The 21,227-nt window shown below is 50.3% G+C and carries 22 protein-coding genes and 1 pseudogene; 6 read left to right on the top strand and 17 right to left on the bottom strand.

Annotated features, from left to right (window positions below; all coding sequences use genetic code 11):
* Window positions 1-125: 125 nt before the first annotated feature.
* The 9 genes from HMPREF3277_RS11510 to HMPREF3277_RS11550 form a co-directional block, all read right to left on the bottom strand.
* Complete coding sequence (locus HMPREF3277_RS11510) at window positions 126-2,042, bottom strand: ATP-binding cassette domain-containing protein (protein ID WP_070871196.1); 1,917 nt, start codon at window positions 2,040-2,042, stop codon at window positions 126-128.
* Between the two features lie 192 nt (window positions 2,043-2,234).
* Window positions 2,235-3,002: an amino acid ABC transporter ATP-binding protein gene (locus HMPREF3277_RS11515; protein ID WP_070442627.1), complete on the bottom strand. Its 768-nt coding sequence runs from the start codon at window positions 3,000-3,002 to the stop codon at window positions 2,235-2,237.
* A 9-nt stretch (window positions 3,003-3,011) separates the two neighbouring features.
* A complete protein-coding gene (locus HMPREF3277_RS11520) occupies window positions 3,012-3,728 on the bottom strand; it encodes an amino acid ABC transporter permease (RefSeq protein WP_003765700.1) in 717 nt (238 codons plus the stop codon).
* Window positions 3,718-4,542 carry an amino acid ABC transporter substrate-binding protein gene (locus tag HMPREF3277_RS11525; RefSeq protein ID WP_003765704.1) on the bottom strand — a complete coding sequence of 275 codons (825 nt, stop codon included), beginning with the start codon at window positions 4,540-4,542 and terminating at the stop codon, window positions 3,718-3,720. Before HMPREF3277_RS11525 ends, HMPREF3277_RS11520 begins: the two co-directional genes overlap by 11 nt.
* Window positions 4,543-4,904: 362 nt before the next feature.
* Window positions 4,905-5,465, bottom strand: coding sequence for an elongation factor P (gene efp / locus HMPREF3277_RS11530; RefSeq protein ID WP_002219406.1), 561 nt, complete (start codon window positions 5,463-5,465; stop codon window positions 4,905-4,907).
* A 40-nt stretch (window positions 5,466-5,505) separates the two neighbouring features.
* Window positions 5,506-6,657: an elongation factor P maturation arginine rhamnosyltransferase EarP gene (gene earP / locus HMPREF3277_RS11535; protein ID WP_070871197.1), complete on the bottom strand. Its 1,152-nt coding sequence runs from the start codon at window positions 6,655-6,657 to the stop codon at window positions 5,506-5,508.
* A 48-nt stretch (window positions 6,658-6,705) separates the two neighbouring features.
* Window positions 6,706-6,984 carry a hypothetical protein gene (locus HMPREF3277_RS11540; RefSeq protein WP_070871198.1) on the bottom strand — a complete coding sequence of 93 codons (279 nt, stop codon included), beginning with the start codon at window positions 6,982-6,984 and terminating at the stop codon, window positions 6,706-6,708.
* A 110-nt stretch (window positions 6,985-7,094) separates the two neighbouring features.
* The gene (locus HMPREF3277_RS11545; RefSeq protein WP_070871199.1) at window positions 7,095-8,159 is read right to left on the bottom strand and encodes a PD-(D/E)XK nuclease family protein; all 1,065 of its coding nucleotides are present in this window, start codon (window positions 8,157-8,159) and stop codon (window positions 7,095-7,097) included.
* A 71-nt stretch (window positions 8,160-8,230) separates the two neighbouring features.
* A complete protein-coding gene (locus HMPREF3277_RS11550; protein ID WP_070871200.1) occupies window positions 8,231-9,130 on the bottom strand; it encodes an NAD(P)H-hydrate dehydratase in 900 nt (299 codons plus the stop codon).
* A gap of 128 nt (window positions 9,131-9,258) precedes the next feature.
* On the opposite strand from HMPREF3277_RS11550, the gene HMPREF3277_RS11555 reads away from it, so the two are divergent.
* On the top strand, window positions 9,259-9,918 hold the full coding sequence (locus HMPREF3277_RS11555) for a cytochrome b/b6 domain-containing protein (protein WP_070871201.1): 660 nt from the start codon (window positions 9,259-9,261) through the stop codon (window positions 9,916-9,918).
* A 57-nt stretch (window positions 9,919-9,975) separates the two neighbouring features.
* Here HMPREF3277_RS11555 and HMPREF3277_RS15425 read toward each other — a convergent pair.
* From HMPREF3277_RS15425 to ybaK, 5 genes and pseudogenes are all read right to left on the bottom strand, one after another.
* Window positions 9,976-10,038: pseudogene (locus HMPREF3277_RS15425) on the bottom strand (transposase); the annotation flags it as partial.
* Between the two features lie 60 nt (window positions 10,039-10,098).
* Window positions 10,099-11,496 carry an aspartate ammonia-lyase gene (gene aspA / locus HMPREF3277_RS11560; protein WP_070871202.1) on the bottom strand — a complete coding sequence of 466 codons (1,398 nt, stop codon included), beginning with the start codon at window positions 11,494-11,496 and terminating at the stop codon, window positions 10,099-10,101.
* A 180-nt stretch (window positions 11,497-11,676) separates the two neighbouring features.
* Window positions 11,677-12,552 (bottom strand): DMT family transporter, encoded by an 876-nt coding sequence (locus HMPREF3277_RS11565; protein WP_049222676.1) that lies wholly within the window; start codon window positions 12,550-12,552, stop codon window positions 11,677-11,679.
* A gap of 160 nt (window positions 12,553-12,712) precedes the next feature.
* Window positions 12,713-13,324: a DnaJ domain-containing protein gene (locus HMPREF3277_RS11570; RefSeq protein WP_003765505.1), complete on the bottom strand. Its 612-nt coding sequence runs from the start codon at window positions 13,322-13,324 to the stop codon at window positions 12,713-12,715.
* Window positions 13,325-13,498: 174 nt separating this feature from the next.
* Window positions 13,499-13,981 (bottom strand): Cys-tRNA(Pro) deacylase, encoded by a 483-nt coding sequence (ybaK, locus tag HMPREF3277_RS11575; protein WP_070871203.1) that lies wholly within the window; start codon window positions 13,979-13,981, stop codon window positions 13,499-13,501.
* Between the two features lie 236 nt (window positions 13,982-14,217).
* On the opposite strand from ybaK, the gene HMPREF3277_RS11585 reads away from it, so the two are divergent.
* The gene (locus HMPREF3277_RS11585) at window positions 14,218-14,568 is read left to right on the top strand and encodes a RidA family protein (RefSeq protein WP_070871204.1); all 351 of its coding nucleotides are present in this window, start codon (window positions 14,218-14,220) and stop codon (window positions 14,566-14,568) included.
* Window positions 14,569-14,831: 263 nt separating this feature from the next.
* Complete coding sequence (gene recA, locus HMPREF3277_RS11590) at window positions 14,832-15,878, top strand: recombinase RecA (RefSeq protein WP_003758619.1); 1,047 nt, start codon at window positions 14,832-14,834, stop codon at window positions 15,876-15,878.
* An 83-nt stretch (window positions 15,879-15,961) separates the two neighbouring features.
* On the opposite strand, the gene grxD is transcribed toward recA, so the two are convergent.
* Entirely contained in the window at window positions 15,962-16,273 is a 312-nt protein-coding gene (gene grxD, locus HMPREF3277_RS11595; RefSeq protein WP_003758621.1) for a Grx4 family monothiol glutaredoxin, read from the bottom strand.
* A gap of 291 nt (window positions 16,274-16,564) precedes the next feature.
* Here grxD and HMPREF3277_RS11600 point away from each other — a divergent pair, with 291 nt between their 5' ends.
* The 3 genes from HMPREF3277_RS11600 to HMPREF3277_RS11610 are packed head-to-tail and all read left to right on the top strand — an operon-like array spanning window position 16,565 to window position 19,088.
* Window positions 16,565-16,837: an ACT domain-containing protein gene (locus HMPREF3277_RS11600; protein WP_003765481.1), complete on the top strand. Its 273-nt coding sequence runs from the start codon at window positions 16,565-16,567 to the stop codon at window positions 16,835-16,837.
* Between the two features lie 19 nt (window positions 16,838-16,856).
* Entirely contained in the window at window positions 16,857-17,675 is an 819-nt protein-coding gene (locus HMPREF3277_RS11605) for an NYN domain-containing protein (RefSeq protein ID WP_003765467.1), read from the top strand.
* Between the two features lie 54 nt (window positions 17,676-17,729).
* Window positions 17,730-19,088, top strand: coding sequence for a PFL family protein (locus HMPREF3277_RS11610; RefSeq protein WP_070871205.1), 1,359 nt, complete (start codon window positions 17,730-17,732; stop codon window positions 19,086-19,088).
* Between the two features lie 89 nt (window positions 19,089-19,177).
* Here HMPREF3277_RS11610 and era read toward each other — a convergent pair whose 3' ends face one another.
* Both era and rnc read right to left on the bottom strand, forming a co-directional pair.
* Window positions 19,178-20,104, bottom strand: a complete 927-nt coding sequence (gene era, locus HMPREF3277_RS11615) for a GTPase Era (protein WP_070679116.1) — start codon at window positions 20,102-20,104, stop codon at window positions 19,178-19,180.
* 175 nt (window positions 20,105-20,279) lie between these two features.
* Window positions 20,280-20,999, bottom strand: coding sequence for a ribonuclease III (rnc, locus tag HMPREF3277_RS11620; protein ID WP_003758637.1), 720 nt, complete (start codon window positions 20,997-20,999; stop codon window positions 20,280-20,282).
* Window positions 21,000-21,227: the final 228 nt, after the last annotated feature.

Consider the following 21,227-nt stretch of genomic DNA (forward strand, 5'->3'; position numbering starts at 1 on the left):
GCCTTGTCCTGATTTAAAGTTAATCCACTATATACAGTCCGACGGTCTGAAATGACCATGCCGAACTGTATTTTTGGCGGCTTCTGAAGGCAAGTACGGAAACCCTCGCTGCGAAGTATTTATAGTTATGTAAATTCTACGTCGATTTCCGTCAGGATTTGCTCCAGCTCTTCCTGCCACAAAAGCCAGTTTTCTTCTATTTGTGTTAATTTTACTTTAATTTCTGTTAATTGTGCGAGGGTTTGTTGTAATTTTGTTTTATTTTCGTCCGAATAGGCTTCCTCTTGTGCCAAAAATGTTTCACATGCCGTTTGAATTTCGGAAAGCTGCGCCATTTCTTTTTCGGCTTTGTCGATTTTTTGCTGTATCGGCTTGCCGCGTCGGGCTTTTTCTTGACGGATTTGTGCTTCGATACGCTTGGTGTCTTTGCGGTTTTGGCTTTGCGCGGAAGCGGCAGGCGCGGTTGTGGCGTTTTCCTGCGCCAACCTCCATTGACGATAATCGTTTAAATCGCCGTCAAAGTTTTTCAGACGACCTTTGTCAATCAGGAAGAAGCTGTCGGTAGTGGCTTCAAGCAGGCTGCGGTCGTGCGATACGACGATTAAGGCGCCTTGGAAACTTTGCAGCGCGAGCGTCAGAGCGTGGCGCATATCCAAGTCCAAATGGTTGGTCGGCTCGTCAAGCAGCAGCAAATTCGGTTTTTGCCAGATAATCATGGCAAGAGCGAGACGGGCTTTTTCTCCGCCGGAAAAGGGTTCGGTTTTCTGCAACGCCATATCGCCGACAAAGTTGAAGCCGCCGAGGAAATTTCTGATTTCTTGTTCGCGCACATCGGGAGAAAGCTGCTGAATGTGCCAAACAGGGCTTTGGTCGGCGCGGATGGTGTCGAGCTGGTGTTGGGCAAAATAGCCGATATTGAGTTTTTCGGAACGGACGATGCTGCCGGAGAGCAAATCGATTTTGCCTGCCAAAGCTTTGATAAACGTAGATTTACCGCTGCCGTTGACACCCAATAGCCCGTAACGTGCGCCGCTCTCCAGCGACAGGGTAATGTCGTGCAAAACGGTTTTTCCTTCGTAACCCAAATCAGCGTGCTCCAGCTTCAGTAAGGGATTGGGCAGATGGTCGGGATTGTAAAACTCAAAGGAAAACTCGCTGTCCAGATGCGCGGGAGCGATGCGTTCGAGCTTCGCCAACGCCTTCATGCGGCTTTGCGCTTGAACGGCTTTGGTAGCTTTGGCTTTGAAGCGGTCGATAAACGATTGCAGATGTTTGATTTGCGCCTGCTGTTTGACATAGGCGGCTTGTTGTTGCGCCAGGCGTTGTGCACGTTCGTTTTGGTAAAAATCGTAATTGCCGCCGTATTGCGTGAGCTTTTGCTGGGACAATTCGATGGTTTGGGTGGTGGCCGCATTGAGGAAATCACGGTCGTGGGAAATGATGATTTGCGTGCAAGATAAAGAGGCAAGGTGGTTTTCCAGCCACAAGACGGTTTCCAAATCCAAGTGGTTGGTCGGTTCGTCAAGCAAGAGCAAATCGGCGCGGCAAATCAGGGCTTGCGCAAGATTCAGGCGCATACGCCAGCCGCCGGAAAAGGATTTGACGGGACGGCTGTGTTCTTCTTGCGAAAAACCCAATCCGTTCAACAATTTCGCTGCACGGGCCGGCGCGGTATAAGCGTCGATTTCTTCCAATTTGGCATGGTATTCCGCCTGCTTCATGCCATCATTTTGCGCTTCCGCCTGCGCCAAGGTCGTCTGAAAAGCCTGCAACTCGGCATCGCCCTGCAAAACGTAGTCCAATGCGGAGATGTCCAAGTCGGGTGTTTCTTGGGAAACGGAAGCCATCCGCCAATTTTTCGGAATCGAGATATCGCCGCCGTCCTGAGTGATTTCACCCTTGATTAAGGCAAACAGGCTAGATTTGCCCGTCCCGTTTTTACCGATCAAACCGACGCGCTGACCGGGATTGACGGTGGCATTGGCTTTGTCGAGCAGGGCTTTCAAACCGCGTTGAAGGGTGAGGTTCTTGATTTCAATCATGATGGTAAGGGACGGGCGGAAAAATGGGAAAGGCGGTATTTTATAGCGAAAACAGCGTGATGTCGCCGTTCGTTGATGCCGTAGCGTTTCAATGTGAATCCATGATGGAAAAAGGTCGTCTGAAAACGGCGGACGGTATGAGCGAAACCCGCTCTGTCCGTTTTCAGACGACCTTTGATGTAACGAAACGGCTTAATGTCGATAATCTGCCGAATCCTTACGGATTTGTTGCAGAAATTTCCGCGTACGCTCGTGTTTGGGGTGGTCGAACAACTCTTTCGGACTACCCTGCTCTACAATGACGCCGCCGTCCATGACGACGACGGTAGTAGCGACTTCCAGCGCAAACTTGATTTCGTGGGTCACGACAACCATCGTCCAGCCTTCCTGCGCCAATTCTTTCATGGCGTTCAATACGTCTTGCACCAATTCGGGATCTAGAGCGGAAGTGGGTTCGTCAAACAACATCAGCTCGGGCTGAATCGCCAATGCGCGGGCGATACCGACGCGCTGTTGCTGACCGCCGGAAAGCTGGTAGGGATAAAGGTTAACCTTGTCGCCCAAGCCGACTTTTTCCAGCAATTTCAAAGCTTCTTCGCGCGCTTGGGCGGCAGGCTTGCCTTGTACGGCAACCGGACCTTCCATTACGTTTTCCAACGCGGTTTTGTGCGGGAAGAGATTGTATTGTTGGAACACCATGCCGGATTTGCGACGCAGCGCCAAGATGTCATGCTTCGATGGTTTTTTAGAAAAATCGATTTTCAGCGGTCGCTCGTTGTCGAACTCGATTTGTCCGTCTTCGGGCATTTCCAGCGCGTTTAAGCAGCGCAGAAACGTCGTTTTACCCGAACCGGATGGCCCGAGGATGACGACCACCTGCCCTTTGCCGACATCCAAATCGATGCCGCGCAAAATGGTGTTTTCGCCGAAGGTTTTGCGGATATTGCGGATTTTAATCATAGCTTCCCCTTATTTGGCGACATAGCGGTCGAAGCGTTTTTCCAAGCGCGCCTGAATCAGGAACAGCACTTTGCAGAAACACCAGTAAACCAAAGCAGCTTCGATATAGACGGGCAAGAAGTCGTAGGTACGGTTTGCCGTTTCCTGCGCGACGCGGAACAATTCCGTTACCGTCACCACCGCCGCGAGCGAGGTATTTTTGAACAAGCCGATAAACTCGTTGCTTAAAGGCGGCACGGCGACGCGGAATGCCTGCGGCGCGACGATGCGGCGGAAAGTCTGCATATAGGTCATGCCGATGGAGAAACCCGCTTCCCACTGCCCTTTAGGCACGGACAAAATCGCTGCACGTATGGTTTCGGAAGCATATGCGCCGACATTGAGCGAGAAACCGATGATGGCGGCGGGAATCGGATCAATGAAAATACCGACGGACGGCAGTCCGTAAAACACAATCACAAGCTGCACCAACAGCGGCGTCCCCCTGATGATGGAAATATAAGTTTCCACCAGTTTCAGCAGGATTTTCCGTACAATGCCGCCCGAAGGCATAATCCGCACCAAAGCCACGGCGATGGCAATCACCATCCCGATCAGGAACGACGCCACCGCCAACGGCAGCGACACCATAAAACCGGCTTTGACCATAGGCAAAAACGCGCTGACAATCATGTCGGCGCGTGTTTCCGTCATAAACGGCAGCGAAGCAAGAAAATTATTTAACACTGATGTCTTTTCCGAAGAATTGTTCACCCAGTTTTTTCAGCGTGCCGTCAGCTTTCAGCTCGTTGATTGCCGTGCTGAATTTCGCTACGACTTCATCATTGCCTTTATTGACAATCAAGCCGGAACCGACTTTTTCATCGGCAGGAGCAGACCAAACGATTTTCACGCCCGCATTCGGGTTTTTCTTCAGATAGTCTAAAACTGCCAACTCATCGTTCAAAGTCGCATCGGCGCGTTTTTGTTCAATCAGGGTCAGCGATTGCGCCAAACCGTCCACCGGTACGAGTTCCGCTCCTGCCGCTTTGGCTTTTTCGCCGTAATTGCTGGTCAGGGATTGCGCAGTTTTGACGCCTTTGATGTCGTCAATGGATTTGATGTTGCTGTCTTTGCGCGCAACCAAGACCGCACCGCTCCAGCTATACGGCTCGGATTTGTCGAATGTCGCTTGGCGTTCGGGGCTGGTCAAACCGACTTGGTTTGCCACCACGTCGAAACGTCCCGCTTTCAAACCCGCCATCATCGAATCCCATTGCGTTTCTTTAAATTCGACTTTCACGCCCAGTTTGTCGGCAACGGCGCGGGTAACTTCCACATCGTAGCCGGTCAGCTTGCCGTCTTTGTCGTGGTAGGTAAACGGCGCGTAAGTGCCTTCGGTACCGACGGTAATCGTACCTTTATTGTTGATACGCTCGATTAAAGAACCGGAAGCGTTGGCAGATTGGGCGGGAGCAGAAGAAGACGCGCTGCCGCCCTCTCCGCCGCAGGCTGCCAAAACCAATGCGGTCATGCCGCCGAGTACGAATTTTTTCAACATAATCCTCTCCTGAAGAAAAAGTGTGCAAGAGCCGCATTCTAAGTGAAATTGCGGCAAACACAAAGAATACTTTTTTATATTGCTTATTCCGAAACGGATAAAGGAAGCCGTAAAACCTCCATCCATCAAGCAAAGGTCGTCTGAAAACAGCCTTGATACCCCCTTTTCTGTTTTCAGACGACCCTCTTTATCGTCCGCATCATGATTCGGCTTGATATTCGTAATAATGGTGCTGAGTGCAGATTCAAAGGGAACATTGTCCCATCTTATTTAAGATTCGCGCCTTGACTTAACACGCTGAGATGGCAAAAGGTCGTCTGAAACTTTTCAGACGACCTTTTATCTTGAACCGCAGCTGATGCTTAAGCGCGTTTGCGGAATTCGCCGGTACGGGTATCGATTTCGACTTTGTCGCCGTTTTCGATGTAAGACATCACTTGGATTTCAGTGCCGCCGACCAGACGCGCGGTTTTCATCACTTTGCCGGAAGTATCGCCTTTAACGGCAGGCTCGGTGTATTCAACTTCGCGTACGATGATGGTAGGCAGTTCGACAGAAATAGGGTTGCCTTCGTAGAAGGTCACTTCGCATTGGTCTTCCATGCCGTCAACGATGAATTTCAACGCGTCGCCGATGTTGTCGGCTTCGATTTCGTATTGGTTGAATTCTTCGTCCATGAAGACGTACATAGGGTCGGCAAAGTAGCTGTAAGTACAGTTTTTGCGGGACAGGATGACGACGTCGAATTTGTCGTCGGCTTTGTAAATGGTTTCGGAAGCGGCACCGGTCAGCAGGTTTTTCAGTTTCATGCTGACTTTGGCGGAAGAGCGGCCGCCTTTGATGTATTCGGTTTTTTGAACGACCATAGGATCGTTGCCGACCATGAATACGTTGCCGGCGCGCAGTTCTTGTGCTGTTTTCATGTATTGTCCAATCAAATCGGTTGTAAATAAACGCGCTATTTTAGCGTATTTTTTTAAGCTTTGAAATAAAGGCGGCGAGTTTTTCGGGGGCGGAAGGCTGCTCGAAAAGATAACGGCTCCAATCCTCCGCACCTTGCCGCCAGTCGTTTTGGTGTTGTTGCAGGATTTGCCAACATTCTACGCGCTGCGTGGCGGATAATGCCTCTTTGCCGTTGAGGTCGTCTGAAAGGCGGCGGTGTGCCGAGGCGGTTTCGGGCGTGTAGAAACCATGTGCCTTATCCCAAAAGGCGTGGAGTTTGTCGAGATGGACATGCTCGTCTTGCGGGTAGATGTGCCAAAAGAAGGGCTTGCCGGCAAGCTGGGCGCGGACGAAACTGTCTTCGCCGCGTATCACGGCGCAGTCGGCGAGGTGCAGCAGTTTGTCGAAATCCTGTTGCGGCACGAAAGGGATTTTGACGAGGCGGACTGAGGTCGTCTGAAAAACATCGCCGTCGTTTTGCAGGGCGTTTTGCGGAATGACGCCGCTTTGTTTGAGGCTGTCGATGATTTGCGTACCTGCCAGCAGCAGGGTTATCGGGCTGCCTGCCTGTTGCCACATGTCCAGCCATTTTGCCCAAACATCGCTCCGGTAGCCGAAAAGCAGCCATTCGGGGGCATTTTTTTCTGGAAGCATCAGCCGCTCTCGCAAGGCTTCGCTATCAAAACGGACGGCATCACGGTAATCGCGTTCGCGTATCAGCCCGCCGCTTTTTTCGCTGAAACCCATAAACCAAAAATATTTTTGAACACCCTCTTGCGGCGAAGGCATCAGGTGCAGCCTTTCATTGCTTTCTTCCGCGCTCAAATACTCCCAATTCAGCCAAAGCGGCTTGTGTTGGCGGATAATGTGCAACACGTTTTCGGGCAGGTCGCAGGCGAAAGTTTCGATGACGACATCGGGAACGGACGCAGTATCCATGTCTGCCGCTTCAGAATGCCAAGTGCGGACATGAATATCCTGATGAACGCAGGGAACGTCGGGCAAATCGGGACAAAGCGCACGCAAGGCGGACACATCGTCCGTCCACAAATGCACCTGCCAACCGAGTTCACGGTGCAAAACACGGGCAAGCCGCAAGGAAACGCCGATGTCGCCGAAATTGTCGATGACGTTGCAAAAAATCCAACAAACAGGAAAAGCGTGTGTATTCATAAAAGACTCGAGGTCGTCTGAAATCGGTTTCAGACGACCTTTTCAAAACTAAAACGCGCCGAAATAGTGGAACAAATACACAATCAGCAAAATGATCGGAATAAAAAGCAGCATGGTTTGACGTTTCAAATCAAACTCTTGCTTAAGATGATGCTTGATGGTGTCGAAAAGGACGAATTTGAACAGAAACGTCGCTTCGCAAGCAAGGATGATGCCGTTGATTAAGTGTTGCGCCGCGTCTTCGGGTGGATTGACGGCGAAAACGGCAAGCGTCGCCAAGGGTATCAGGCAGACGACGAGCCAGCGGATGATGAGCGGTTTGGACATGGTGTGTGATGGATAAAATAAGGATGATGGTAAAAGAGCAAGTCGGCAGTTTAATCGGGACGAGGGAGGATTTCAAACGGATGGGGAGGTCGTCTGAAATCCTTTCTGTATTATTTTTTAAAACGTAAACTGGGTATTTGTGCCTGCTTTGGAGACTGCGTATCAGCTTTGAATTTTTTCTGGAACGCTATAAAAAATTCCTGATACTTCAGAATATTTTTAATAACACTCTCCCTATCCAATTTATCGTTACCAAACCAACCCTCTCGTTCAACCACGGCAAACGTCATGGTTTTCCCCTTCCCAAACCTTTCCGGTTTTTTAATCTCGAAGAAACCTTCTTTACGAGCTTCCGATATAAACAACTTAAAAAGTTTATTTCGTATTTGTCTTCTATCGTTTTCAACACTCTCGTCAGATATATTGACCTTAAAGCAAAGCCTTGCCTTACTTTGCTCCAACTGCATATAAATAAAATTTTTGTCTGTCAACGGCAATTTAGAAAAGGCATACCACCAAAAACCGCCACTGGGGTTATTTGCATAATCCCACCACATATCTGGCGCTGGTAATTCATTTTCTAAAAATTGAAAAAATCCCTGCCAATCACTACTCTGCCATTCCGTAATGGCTATCTCTCCAAATTGATTATTTTTCTCCTCCAGCCTTTTAATCCGCTCGAGAAAATCTATAAAGATATTATTCTTTATATCTGTATATCGTTCGAGGATACGAATAAGGTTTTTCCTGTCGAAAACCTTGAACCCTTTATTTTCCACTCTTGTCAGGCTGGCTTTGTTTTCATTACCGGTTTTTATATAAATGCAGACAACGCTTTTGCTTTCCGCCATTCTCTCCGCAGCTTCCCTATACCGGTTTAGCTGATTAGAATGCTCCTTAGTATTGGTTTTGTCTTCAATTACAATAAAATATTTATCATTCACCTCAGCCCATATATCAATATTTTCCCTTTGCCTCCCTGCTTTCACAGAAGTAATTTTTTCATCAAAATTCGGATAGTGTGATTTGATTAATTCTGTAACAAATTCCCGCGCACATTCATTTAAAGCCTCATCTTCCCCTTTGCATCCCTCATCGGCAAACATCAATAGCCAAGTAATAAAAGCATCCTGACTTAGTTCTTTAGTGGCTATATCAAAAATATTCGGTTTCATTTTTTCCCTTTTTTATCTAATAACAACACATAGGTCGTCTGAAAGCCGTTTTCAGACGACCTCCTTCCTGCTCAATTTTTTGTTTTATTCGTCATCAGCCGATTTCTCAACCATCTGGCGACAGGTGCGATTTCGCCTGCGAGCATACCGGTTTCTACGCCCGATGAATGTTTGATGACATCCGCCGCTGCGCCGTGCAACCATACGCCGGCACAAGCAGCTTGGAATGGGGCAATGCCTTGTGCGAGCAGGCTGCCGATGATGCCGCTTAACACGTCGCCGCTGCCTGCAGTGGCAAGTCCGGCGTTGCCGCTTGGGTTGGTATAGACCGTACTGTCGGGCGCGGCGACCAGTGTGCGGTGTCCTTTTAGGACGGTTACGGCTTGGAATGTTGCGCTGATGGTTTGGACGGCGGACATTCTATTTTGCTGGATGGCTTGTGTGGATGTACCGAGCAGGCGGGCGGCTTCGGCAGGGTGCGGGGTCAGAACCAGATTACCGCGCTTTTGTGCTGCTTCGCGGGTTTCGGGATGCGACCTTGCCAGCAAAGTCAGTGCGTCGGCATCAAGCAACAACGGTGCATCTTGATTGTGCGTCAACACGGTATTTAAGATTCGGTTGGCGGTTTCGCCCAAACCCATGCCGCAGCCGACCGCCCATGCGCTGATGTCCTTGCGTTTCAGCAGGTCTTCGGCAGTCGCCAGCATGATTTCGGGGCGTTCGGGGATGATGGCGAAGGGCAAGGCGGTTTGATTGAAGCCTGACCACACTTTGCCGCTGCCTTGATAAATCGCGGCGGTAGAAGCGAGAACAACGGCTCCGCTCATGCCCGATGCGCCGCCGACGACGGCGAGCGTGCCGTATGTCCCTTTGTGCGACTCCGCTTGGCGCGGGGTGAATACGTCGGGAAATTGCGAGGTCGTCTGAAAAAAATCGAGCGTATCGGGGAGCGTATAGGACGGGTTCATCATCAATCTGCCTGAGTTTGGGATAAAATAGCGGATGCGTGGCGAAAAGAGGATGTCTTTTATCGACTGTTGTTTTCACGATTCTACCGCCCCGTATAGGAACACTACAACCGCACAACAAGGAATATTTAATGAAACAAAAAGTCAAAGTCTGGGATTTGCCAACGCGCCTGTTTCACTGGCTCTTGGTCTTGTCAGTCGGATTTATGTGGTACAGCGCGCAGGCAGGCGGCGGGATGCTGGTTTGGCACTTGCGCTGCGGACTGCTGGTGGCGGGGCTGATTATCTTCCGCCTGTGTTGGGGCTTGTGGGGCAGCGATACGGCGCGTTTTTCGCAATTCGTGCGCGGCCCGTCATCCATCCGCCGCTACCTGCAAGGCAGCCTGACGGAAAATGAGCAGCCCGGACACAACCCTTTGGGCGCGCTGATGGTCATTGCGCTGATTGCGGCGGTTTTACTTCAAGCGACGACGGGCTTGTTTGCCGCCGATGAAAACACGTTTACCGACAGCGGCTATCTGAACCATTTGGTCAGCTCGGACACGGGTAGCCTGATGCGCAAAATCCACGTCAATTTCTTCAACCTACTGGCGGCATTGGCAGGCTTACACATCGTTACGGTCTTGGCGTATAAGTTTTTGAAGAAAAAAGATTTGATCCGCCCGATGATCAGCGGCTACAAGTCTATCGAGGGGCAAACCGTTGCCTTGAAATTTGCTTCCGCCACCAAACTGATTGCCGCCTTAGTAGTCACGGCTGCGGCGGTGGCTGCGATTTTGATGTTGAAATAAGAATTTGAACAAATATAGTGGATTAACTTTAAACCAGTACGGCGTTACCTCTCCTTACCGTACTACCTGTACTGTCTGCGGCTTCGTCGTCTTGTCCTGACTTAAATTTAATCCACTATAAAAAAAGGTCGTCTGAAACGGCAATTCCGTTTTCAGACGACCTTTTCTTTATGCCCTATCTTACAAATGCGGGTTCATCAGGTTTTCGGGTGACAGGATGCGGTCGAGTTCCGCTTCGCTCAACAGGCCGCGTTCGAGCACGACTTCGCGCACGCCTTTGCCGGTTTGGGCGCAGATTTTGCCGACCAAATCGCCGTTTTCATGGCCGATATACGGGTTCAGGTAAGTGACCAGGCCGATGGAGTTGAACACATAGCGTTCGCAGATTTCGCGGTTGACGGTAATGCCTTTGACGCATTTTTCGGCAAGGTTTACCGCAGCGTTGCCCAAGAGAGAGATGGTTTCAAACATACATTGCGCGATGACCGGCTCCATCACGTTTAATTGCAACTGCCCCGCTTCGGCGGCGAAGGTGATGGTGGTGTCGTTGCCGATGACTTTGAAGCAGACTTGGTTGACCACTTCGGGAATCACGGGGTTGACTTTGGCGGGCATAATCGACGAACCTGCCTGCATTTCCGGCAGGTTAATCTCTTTCAAACCGGCGCGCGGGCCGGACGACAAAAGGCGCAAGTCGTTACAGATTTTCGATAATTTCACCGCCGTACGCTTCAATGCGCCGTGTACCATCACATACGCGCCGCAATCGGAAGTCGCTTCAATCAGGTTTTCGGTCAGTTTGCAATCCAAGCCGCTGACTTCGGACAATTTTTTCACCGCCAAAGCCGCGTAGCCTTTCGGCGTGTTCACACCCGTGCCGATGGCGGTTGCACCCAAGTTGACTTCCAAAAGCAGGGCGCGCGTGCGGTCCAGATTCAAAATCTCTTCTTCCAGCAACACTTGGAAAGATTGGAATTCCTGCCCCGCCGTCATCGGTACGGCATCTTGAAGCTGAGTACGCCCCATTTTCAAAACATCTTTAAATTCATCGGCTTTGGCGGCAAACGCGTCTTTCAGCAAGGCCAGTTTTTCCAGCAGTTCACCGACGCTGTAATACACCGCCAGCCTGAAGCCGGTCGGATACGCGTCGTTGGTAGACTGGCTGGCGTTCACATGATCCATCGGATTGACGATGTCGTAGCGGCCTTTTTCGTAGCCCAATATTTCCAAAGCAAGGTTGGCGATGACTTCGTTGGTGTTCATGTTGACCGAAGTTCCCGCGCCGCCCTGATACACGTCGGACGGGAATTGGTCGAGGCAGCGGCCTTTGAGCAACACTTCGTCGCAAGCCTTTTCAATGGCGACGGCGATTTCGGGCTTCACCGCGCCCAGCTCGCCGTTTGCCTGCGCGGTCGCTTTTTTCACCATCACCATGCTGCGGACAAACTGCGGCACGTCGGAAATTTTTTGATTGGAAATTTTAAAGTTTTCCACCGCGCGCAAAGTATGGATGCCCCAATACGCCTCGGCGGGGATTTCGCGATCGCCCAGCAAATCGTGTTCGATACGGACAGTCATTTCTCTTACCTTCTCATTCGTTGGTTTATCAAGTAATGTGCATATGCAGGCGGAACATTAGACCGTTTTGCGTGGGTTGTCTAGCTGCAAATGCGCCGTTGTTATCAAAGCAGGAAAAACACTCCCACCCGAAAGGTAAAAGGTCGTCTGAAACCTTTTTCAGACGACCTTTTTACATGCTTACATACCGACCAGTCCCCGTATCTGCGGCCAGTAAAATAAACAGGCGATGGCGCAGACGGCGACGCTGATGCCTGCGGCGTTGATGCTGCTGATTTTTTCTTTAAACGCCATCGCGCCGACCAGTGTTCCCAAGACGATGACGCCGATGTTCATGCCTGCGAAGACCAGCGTCGGGTTGTCTTTCATCATTTGGTGGGCGGTGATGTAGGTAACGATGTTGGCAAAGTTCAAACCGCCCAAAACTATGCCACCGATAATGCCTTCTTTCGTCCATTTGGTCGATTGGGAGAAAAGGTAGCCGAACATCAAAATACCGGCAAGGCTGAAGGCGACCAAGAGGTTGCCGGAAAACGCCGTACCGCTTTTGGCAAGCTGTTTGAAGAGGATGTCGATGATGCCGTAGCCCGCCCAAACGCCCGCGAGCAGCGTGATTTGCGTACCCAATCCGCCCGATTTCTTGCCGCCGTCGGCTTTCCACAACAGGCAGAACAGAGCCACAAACGCCAAAACGATGCCTATCAGCCGCCCTTCGGTCAAGGCTTCGCCAAAAATCACGAACGCGGAAATAATCGGCAATATCAAAGACAAACGCTGCGCCGCATCAGACTTGACGATACCCGCCGCATCGACCGCCTTGCCCATAATCACAAACACCGAAGGCAGCAGCACGCCCAGCGCGCCGAACAGCCACCAAGTCGGCAAAAAGGCTTTCGGATTGCTCAAATCGGGTTTCAACACCCAAGCCGTCAACGCCACTGCGACGATGTAGTTCACCGCCACCGCCTGCGCGACGTCGATTTTGTTCTTACGCGCCAATTTGAGCAAAACCGACACAGACACGCTGCACAGTATGCTTGCCAATAAATAAATCATGTTTTTCCTTTGATTGAATGTGTCGGATGCGTGGACAAATTTTCAGACGACTTTCTTGGTGTCCTGTTTTGATATTTAGTTTCCCGCAAACAACCCATACAAAAATTTCAGACGACCCCGGGATGCGAAGGTCGTCTGAAAACAAGGCGGACGGTTGTGCTTAGAACCAAGTATCCAAAGACATACGCTTGTTGTCCGTCAGTCTGACAAAACCTGCCGCCAGACGGTAAGCAAACCAAACCGATACCAAAAACAGCAACACAGAGTCGATGCCGATAAACGCGGTGATTTTACTCAAAACAAACCCCGCCAGACCGCCCCAGAAGGTTTTAATCAGATAGTCTGCATGGTTATTATAAACCGAGTCGCCCATATCGCCACGTTTTACATACGCCAAAACGATGCCGGCAACAGGCATTACCAAGGTCGCAAATGCCAAGGCAAACAAGGCATACATCGCCATCACGTAAGTCCGGTCGCCGTCTTGGCGCGGCGCTTCCGCCGTATGTTCGCTACCGGTCTGCTGGCTGGCGGTCTGCCCGCTTCTACCGCTGAATTCACGGAGCGACTCGTCGTACCATGCCCGACGTTCGGGATCGACCAGCGTATCGTAAGCCTGACGGATTTCCTTAAAACGCTCTTCCGCTTCGGGATTGCCGGGATTACGATCGGGATGGTATTTCATTGCCGAATCGCGATAGGCTTTTCTGATTTCTGCAATGTCCGCATCCGCCGAAATGCCGAGAATTTCATAAAAATTACGGTTTTCCATATTAGGGTGTGCCTCTTTGGTTTGTGTTTGCCAAAGCCCGATACCGTGAAATCACGCCAACAGGCTGTTTGACAGAATGAAAACAGATATAAAATCAGGCATTGTGTTCTTTTTATAAAACCTTCAAATTTGCCCGAATCTGCGTTTCCCGACTTAAAACCGTTTTGCATCCCTTTAGACGGCGACCTGTACATCCTGCGGATTCAAAGCCCGCAAAGCCTGCGGACTGATACCGATGATAAATCCGCGCTTGCCGCCGTTGATATAAACTTTCTCCAAATCCCAAATACTTTTTTCAACATACACAGGCAACCGGTTTTTCATACCGAAAGGCGTCGTCCCGCCCACCAGATAACCCGTCCATTTGTTTGCCTGTTTCGGATCGGCAGGCTCGATGTGTTTCATGCCCAAATCGCGCGCCAGATTGCGTGTGGAAATCTGCTTGTCGCCGTGCATTACGACAACCAGCCCTTTCTTCGCTTCGTTTTGCAACACGATGGTTTTGACCACCTGATGCTCGTCCACACCGAACAACTGTGCAAACTGCCCTGTCCCGCCGTGTTCCTCATAAACATAAATATAAGGCTCAAAATCAATTTGATGTGTACGCAGGAAACGGACGGCAGGAGTAACCGGATAATCGGTATTTTTGCTCATGATGCAGTTCCAATAATATTCAGACGACCTAAAACCAATATGACAATGACGCGTAAAAATAGTTTCCGCATCTTTTCAAAAACAACAAAACAGCCCGCCTGCTGTGGCAGACAATCAAGCTGAATGTTACCATAAGCCCCTGCCCAATATCCGCCATCCTGTTCCGACAAAATCGGAAAACCGAAATCCGACAACAGGACAGAATGCCCCGTGCGCCCAACCTCAAGGAATATCAAATGAATATCCGATACCTCGGTACCACCGAACGCTACTCCGAAGCCGTCTGCGCCGGAGGATTCGTCTTCCTCTCAGGCATGGTTCCCGAAAATCCCGAAGCCGATGCCAAAGCCCAGACCGAAAATGTCCTGGCACAAATCGACCGCTGGCTTGAAGAATGCGGCTCCGACAAAGCACACATCCTCGAAGCCACCATCTTCCTGACCGATATGAACGACTACGCCGCCATGAACGAAGCCTGGGATGCCTGGACAGCCCCCGGCCGCGCCTCTGCCCGCGCCTGTATCGAGGCCAAACTCGCCAAACCGGAATGGGCGGTCGAAATCAAAGTATCCGCCGTGTGCAAGTGATTGGATTGGGCAAGGGGTCGTCTGAAAACCACAGTCGATTTTTCAGACGACCTCTGCGACAAATAAAATCTGCAACACCGATACTATCAAAAACTAGAAAATATTTAATATCATTATAAACAAATAGTTATTTAAAATCTTCCGAGTAAGCCCACCTACACTCCAAAATAAAATCGAAATAAACTATACTTTTTCTTAATTTATGAGATAATAGCTAAACAAATTCTTAGCTAAATTCATCAACATCAAACGAGAACAACACTATGTCAGACGAAAAAAGCAAAGCCCTAGCCGCCGCCCTTGCCCAAATTGAAAAAAACTTCGGCAAAGGTTCCATCATGAAAATGGACGGCAGCCAGCAAGAAGAAAACCTTGACGTCATCTCCACCGGTTCGCTCGGTGTGGACTTGGCGCTCGGCGTCGGCGGTCTGCCGCGCGGTCGCGTTGTAGAAATCTTCGGCCCCGAATCCTCCGGTAAAACCACACTCTGTCTCGAAGCCATCGCCCAATGCCAGAAAAACGGCGGTATCTGCGCCTTTATCGACGCCGAACACGCCTTCGACCCTGTTTACGCCCGCAAACTCGGCGTTAAAGTAGAAGAACTCTACCTCTCCCAACCCGATACCGGCGAACAGGCTCTGGAAATCTGCGACACGCTGGTACGTTCCGGTGGCGTGGACATGGTCGTTGTCGACTCCGTAGCCGCCCTCGTCCCCAAAGCCGAAATCGAAGGCGAAATGGGCGACAGCCACGTCGGCCTGCAAGCCCGTCTGATGAGCCAAGCCCTGCGCAAACTGACCGGCCACATCAAACGCACCAACACACTGGTCGTCTTCATCAACCAAATCCGCATGAAAATCGGCGTGATGTTCGGCAGCCCCGAAACCACCACCGGCGGTAACGCCCTCAAATTCTACGCCTCCGTCCGCCTTGACATCCGCCGAACCGGACAAATCAAAAAAGGCGACGACGTCATCGGCAACGAAACCAAAGTCAAAGTCATCAAAAACAAAGTCGCCCCTCCGTTCCGCCAAGCCGAATTCGATATCCTGTACGGCGAAGGCGTAAGCTGGGAAGGCGAACTGATCGACCTCGGTGTCAAATACGACATCGTTGAAAAATCAGGCGCATGGTACAGCTACAACGGCGCCAAAATCGGACAAGGCAAAGACAACGTCCGCGTATGGTTGAAAGAAAACCCGGAAATCGCTAACGAAATCGACGCCAAAATCCGCGCTGCCGTGGGCATCAACATCGATATCACCGAAGGCAAACTGGACGACACCGACGGCGAACGTCCCGAGGAATAAACCCCTCTTGAGTCTTGGTTAAAATGAAAAGAGGTCGTCTGAAATATTTCAGACGACCTCTTCATGATTCCGTATCAGACAAATCAAGCTTTCAGCAATTCTTGCAGCTCACCTGCTTCGTACATTTCCATCAAAATATCGGAACCGCCGACAAACTCTCCGTTTACGTAGAGTTGCGGGATGGTCGGCCAATCGCTGTATTCTTTGATACCTTGGCGGACAGCATCGTTTTCCAAAACATTCACGGTAACGTAATCAGTGCAGCCTGCGGCGCTGAGGATTTGTACGGCGCGTGAAGAGAAGCCGCATTGCGGAAACTGCTTCGTACCCTTCATAAACAAAACAACGCGGTGTGTGGTAACAACTTCTTTGATTTGGTCGTGGATAGATGTCATGGTTTAATCCTTATTTACATGAATCGGTTAATCGGAATTTGCGCCATTATACGCAAATTGACGTGTTTGGGTACGCCTGTTTGCATGGATATTTGAACAAATTAATATCGGTTTCCCCAAAATCCCCCAATCGCAAACCTGCCGATCATCCTCAGCCCATCCTATTCAATACGCAGCCGCCCCAACCGACAGAACCTGAAAATTGTCAACAATCCAAGCCATCTTATTTTAAAGCGGTGCTATAATTCCCGAACCAGATTTTTCAGACGACCCCTGCAAGGACCCTGACTTATGAACAATTCAGTCATCACTGTCATCGGCAAAGACCGCGTCGGCATCGTGTACGACGTTTCCAGAATTTTGGCGGAAAACCAAATCAACATCCTCAATATCAGCCAGCAGCTGATGGACGATTTCTTCACCATGATTATCTTGGTGGATACCTCGAAATGCCCCAAATCGCGGCAGGAAATGCTGGATTTGTTTGCGGAAGAGAGCAAAAAACTCGCGCTCGACATCCGCATGCAAAACGAAGAAATCTTCCAAGCCATGCATCGCATTTGATTTTAGGAACTCTAAAATTATGTCAAAAAATAAAATTAGTTTTAATGTAGCTGAAGAGAAATCTGCACGGCTGGCTGTTTTAATTGATGCTGATAATGCGTCAGCGCAAACCATTGATGCGATTTTAGAAGAAACAACTAAATTCGGTGAAGCAATGGTAAAACGCATCTATGGTAACTTTGTTGGTGACAACGGTAAATGGAAAGCTGTCATTAATGAGCATGCTATCAAACCTATGCAGCAATTCGCCTACACCACAGGTAAAAATGCCACTGACGGTTTTATGATTATTGATGCGATGGATTTACTCTATACCGGCCGTTTTGATGGTTTTTGTTTGGTATCTAGTGATAGTGACTTTACTGCACTGGCTATCCGGTTGAAGGAACAAGGTGTAACAGTTTACGGTTTCGGCAAAAAGCAAACGCCTGAAGCTTTCCGTAATGCGTGCAGCCAATTTATCTATGTAGAAAACTTGATGCCTGAACCCGCACAAAAAGAAACAGTAACCGATAAACCACAGAAACCAGCAGAGAAACAGATTCAAACAGCCTCTCCCGAAAATGCTCAAGCTCAACCGAAAATTGCCGAACAATTTGAGCACAAACTACCGTTGGAAACTATACATAAAATTTTCGAACATGCGGATAGTGAATGGATGGCTATGACTGCATTCGGTGCCACTTGGAAACGCTTGCAGGTAGATTTTGACCCACGTAATTACGGTTGTAAGAAATTTACCGATTTAGTAAAAAAATATTCTGATGTGTTTGATTACGAGATGCGAAAAACTGCTGAAGGCACGCAAGAGCATATGTATGTCAAGCTTAAAGTCTAATCGAAGGTCGTCTAAAAATATTTTTCAGACGACCTGCAAGAAAGGCCGAGTCCCATGAACAATTTCCACAGTAATGAGATACTTGAAACCGTCAAAATGGTTGCCGACCAGCATTTCGACGTCCGCACCATTACCATAGGCATTGATTTGCACGACTGTATCAGAACCGACATCGATGTGTTGAACCAAAATATTTACAACAAAATCACCACTGTCGGCAAAGATTTGGTCGCTACGGCGAAACACCTTTCCGCCAAATACGGCGTGCCGATTGTGAATCAGCGTATTTCCGTCACGCCGATTGCCCAAATCGCAGCGGCGACCAAAGCCGATTCTTACGTCAGCGTGGCGCAGACTTTGGACAAGGCAGCCAAAGCCATCGGCGTGTCTTTTATCGGCGGCTTTTCCGCGTTGGTGCAAAAAGGCATGTCGCCTTCAGACGAGGTGTTAATCCGCTCCATTCCTGAGGCGATGAAGACTACCAACATCGTGTGCAGCTCCATCAATATCGGCAGCACGCGCGCCGGCATCAATATGGATGCGGTCAAACTGGCGGGCGAAACCATCAAACGCACGGCGGAAATCACGCCCGAAGGTTTCGGCTGCGCCAAAATCGTCGTGTTCTGCAACGCGGTGGAAGACAATCCGTTTATGGCGGGCGCGTTTCACGGTGCGGGCGAAGCGGACGCCGTTATCAATGTCGGCGTATCGGGGCCGGGCGTGGTCAAAGCCGCGCTGGAAAATTCGAACGCGGTCAGCCTGACCGAAGTTGCCGAAGTCGTGAAGAAAACCGCCTTCAAAATCACCCGCGTGGGCGAACTCATCGGCCGCGAAGCCTCGAAAATACTCGGCATCCCGTTCGGCATTCTCGATTTGTCGCTGGCGCCGACCCCCGCCGTCGGCGACTCGGTGGCGCGCATCCTTGAAGAAATGGGCTTGAGCGTCTGCGGTACGCACGGCACGACGGCTGCCTTGGCATTGCTGAACGATGCCGTGAAAAAAGGCGGCATGATGGCTTCCAGCGCGGTAGGCGGTTTGAGCGGTGCGTTTATTCCCGTTTCCGAAGACGAAGGCATGATTGCCGCCGCCGAAGCAGGCGTGCTGACGCTGGACAAACTTGAAGCAATGACCGCCGTTTGTTCTGTCGGACTGGACATGATTGCCGTTCCCGGCGACACGCCCGCGCACACGATTTCCGGCATCATCGCCGATGAAGCCGCCATCGGCATGATCAACAGCAAAACCACCGCGGTGCGCATCATTCCGGTAACGGGCAAAACCGTCGGCGACAGCGTCGAGTTCGGCGGCCTGTTGGGCTACGCGCCCGTGATGCCGGTTAAAGAAGGTTCGTGCGAAGTGTTCGTCAATCGCGGTGGCAGGATTCCCGCGCCGGTACAGTCGATGAAGAACTGATTGCTTAACCATAAAAAAGGTCGTCTGAAAACTTGCAATGCTTGTTTTCAGACGACCTTTGTTTATTTGAGACTGTATTTTCAGACGACCTACAAACCCAATTCCCTGAGGAAGCGCACGTCGTCCGCCCAGCCTGATTTGACCTTGACCCAAACCTTTAAAAACACTTTGGTATCAAACAGTTTTTCCATATCGAGGCGGGCTTCGGTGGAGATTTTTTTCAGTTTTTCCCCGCCTTTGCCGATTAATATGGCTTTTTGGCTGTCTTTATCGACCAATACGGCGATGTAGATTCGGTAGAGGCCGTTTTCCTCTTCTTCGAATTGTTCGATTTCCACATTCATGGCGTAGGGCAGCTCTTCGCCGAGGTAGCGGAACAGTTTTTCGCGCACGATTTCGGTGGCGAGGAAACGGCTGGAACGGTCGGTCACCATTTCTTCCGGATACATCGGCACGCTTTGGGGCAGGTAAGGTCTGAGGCGCGCGAGCAGGTTGGCGATGCCCAATCCGTGTTTGGCGCTGACGGTTTCATGCCCTGCAAATTTGAATTCTGCGCTGATTTGGTCGATAAATTCCTGCAAACCGCTGCTGCCCGCTTTGTTTTTGTCGATTTTGTTGATGACGAGGATGACGGGCGTGTTTGTCGGCAGTTGTTTCATCACGATGCGGTCGGCATCGGTAAAGCGCATGGCTTCGACGACGAAAACGACGGCATCGACACTGCTCAACGCTTCGGTGACGTTTTGATTGAGGCGGTCATTCAGAGCGTTGCGGTGTTTGGTTTGGAAACCGGGGGTATCGACGAAAACGAATTGGGCGGTGTCGTCGGTGTAAATGCCGGTAACGCGGTTGCGCGTGGTTTGGGCTTTTTTACTGGTGATGCTGATTTTTTGCCCGATGAGGTGGTTCATCAGCGTGGACTTGCCGACGTTGGGGCGGCCGACAATAGCGACGAAGCCGCAGCGGTAGTCGGTGGGATGGCTGGATTCGTTTTGCAGGAAGGTTTCGATGTCCATGATGGCTTTCTGTTTGACGTTTCAGACGACCTTTTTGTCTTGTCATAGGGGCTGTCGAGATTTAATTGTCCAAGTGGATTTTTGTTCGCAAAGCGGAAGATGCCGCTTTGGCGATAAAAAAACATGGAAACTATTGAATGTCGTCAGACCCTAGGTCGTCTGAAAAATAAATCGGCTATTTTTTCGCTTTTTTCAAAGGATGATGTTGCTCGAGCCATTGCAGCGCTTCTTTGGCGGCTTGCTGCTCGGCAACTTTGCGGCTGCTGCCTTGTGCTTTGCAGATGAAACCCAGTTCGCCCAAGTCGCATGAAATCAGGAACATACTGTCATTGGCATGACCAATTTGTTCCTCGATGCGGTATTTGGGCAAGGCAAGGCGGCGGGCTTGGAGGGCTTCTTGCAGGGCGGTTTTGTTGTCTTTGCCCTGCGTTTTGAAATCGGCGCGTTTGACGCGTTCGGCGAACAAGTGCCGCACCACTTTCTCCGCCTCGGCGAAATCCGCATCAAAGCTGACGGCGGCAAACATCGCTTCCATAGCATCGGCAAGGATGGAGGGTCGTCTGAATCCGCCGCTTTTCAACTCGCCCGCGCCCAAATAAAGCCCGTCACCGACATTCATTTCCAAAGCGATTTCCGCCAACACGCCTTCATTGACCAAGCTCGCGCGCAAACGCGACAACTCGCCTTCGGTCAGCTTGGGGAACGCGTCAAACAACATTTTGGCGACGGTGTAGTTCAAAATCGAATCGCCGACAAACTCGAAACGTTCGTTGTTTTTCGCATGGTAGCTGCGGTGGGTCAGCGCCTGCTGCAAAAGCGCGGTATCTTTGAAATGGTAACCCAGTTTATTCTGAATGGCGGCATGCGCCTGCTGTTTTAACACATCTGTTTTCATGAGGACGTTTGTCTTTCTTCTTGCTTCGGCGTATCGGGTGGGAGGCGGCAAAAATTCAGCCTCCCAAACCAACCCGAATGCGTTTCGGCACTTCATGCAAATACGGAAACACTTTAGGGCTGCAACAGTCGTCTGAAACACAGTTCAGCGCGTTTCAGACGACCAGCATTGTACCATCAAACCATAAGCGGCAAATATATAGTGGATTAACTTTAAACCAGTACGGCG

The organism is Neisseria sp. HMSC70E02 (assembly GCF_001838645.1).
Taxonomy (GTDB): domain Bacteria; phylum Pseudomonadota; class Gammaproteobacteria; order Burkholderiales; family Neisseriaceae; genus Neisseria; species Neisseria macacae.

Coding starts and splice junctions, on each gene's coding strand:
- HMPREF3277_RS11540 (WP_070871198.1), bottom strand. CDS start 6,984: ATGTCCAAACCGCTCATCATCCGCTGGCTCGTCGTCTGCCTGATACCC.
- rnc (WP_003758637.1), bottom strand. CDS start 20,999: ATGAAAACAGATGTGTTAAAACAGCAGGCGCATGCCGCCATTCAGAAT.
- HMPREF3277_RS11605 (WP_003765467.1), top strand. CDS start 16,857: ATGTCAAAAAATAAAATTAGTTTTAATGTAGCTGAAGAGAAATCTGCA.
- recA (WP_003758619.1), top strand. CDS start 14,832: ATGTCAGACGAAAAAAGCAAAGCCCTAGCCGCCGCCCTTGCCCAAATT.
- HMPREF3277_RS11570 (WP_003765505.1), bottom strand. CDS start 13,324: ATGGAAAACCGTAATTTTTATGAAATTCTCGGCATTTCGGCGGATGCG.
- HMPREF3277_RS11550 (WP_070871200.1), bottom strand. CDS start 9,130: ATGATGAACCCGTCCTATACGCTCCCCGATACGCTCGATTTTTTTCAG.
- era (WP_070679116.1), bottom strand. CDS start 20,104: ATGGACATCGAAACCTTCCTGCAAAACGAATCCAGCCATCCCACCGAC.
- HMPREF3277_RS11525 (WP_003765704.1), bottom strand. CDS start 4,542: ATGTTGAAAAAATTCGTACTCGGCGGCATGACCGCATTGGTTTTGGCA.
- HMPREF3277_RS11555 (WP_070871201.1), top strand. CDS start 9,259: ATGAAACAAAAAGTCAAAGTCTGGGATTTGCCAACGCGCCTGTTTCAC.
- HMPREF3277_RS11510 (WP_070871196.1), bottom strand. CDS start 2,042: ATGATTGAAATCAAGAACCTCACCCTTCAACGCGGTTTGAAAGCCCTG.
- efp (WP_002219406.1), bottom strand. CDS start 5,465: ATGAAAACAGCACAAGAACTGCGCGCCGGCAACGTATTCATGGTCGGC.
- HMPREF3277_RS11585 (WP_070871204.1), top strand. CDS start 14,218: ATGAATATCCGATACCTCGGTACCACCGAACGCTACTCCGAAGCCGTC.
- aspA (WP_070871202.1), bottom strand. CDS start 11,496: ATGACTGTCCGTATCGAACACGATTTGCTGGGCGATCGCGAAATCCCC.
- grxD (WP_003758621.1), bottom strand. CDS start 16,273: ATGACATCTATCCACGACCAAATCAAAGAAGTTGTTACCACACACCGC.
- ybaK (WP_070871203.1), bottom strand. CDS start 13,981: ATGAGCAAAAATACCGATTATCCGGTTACTCCTGCCGTCCGTTTCCTG.
- HMPREF3277_RS11600 (WP_003765481.1), top strand. CDS start 16,565: ATGAACAATTCAGTCATCACTGTCATCGGCAAAGACCGCGTCGGCATC.
- HMPREF3277_RS11610 (WP_070871205.1), top strand. CDS start 17,730: ATGAACAATTTCCACAGTAATGAGATACTTGAAACCGTCAAAATGGTT.
- HMPREF3277_RS11515 (WP_070442627.1), bottom strand. CDS start 3,002: ATGATTAAAATCCGCAATATCCGCAAAACCTTCGGCGAAAACACCATT.
- HMPREF3277_RS11545 (WP_070871199.1), bottom strand. CDS start 8,159: ATGAAACCGAATATTTTTGATATAGCCACTAAAGAACTAAGTCAGGAT.
- earP (WP_070871197.1), bottom strand. CDS start 6,657: ATGAATACACACGCTTTTCCTGTTTGTTGGATTTTTTGCAACGTCATC.
- HMPREF3277_RS11565 (WP_049222676.1), bottom strand. CDS start 12,552: ATGATTTATTTATTGGCAAGCATACTGTGCAGCGTGTCTGTGTCGGTT.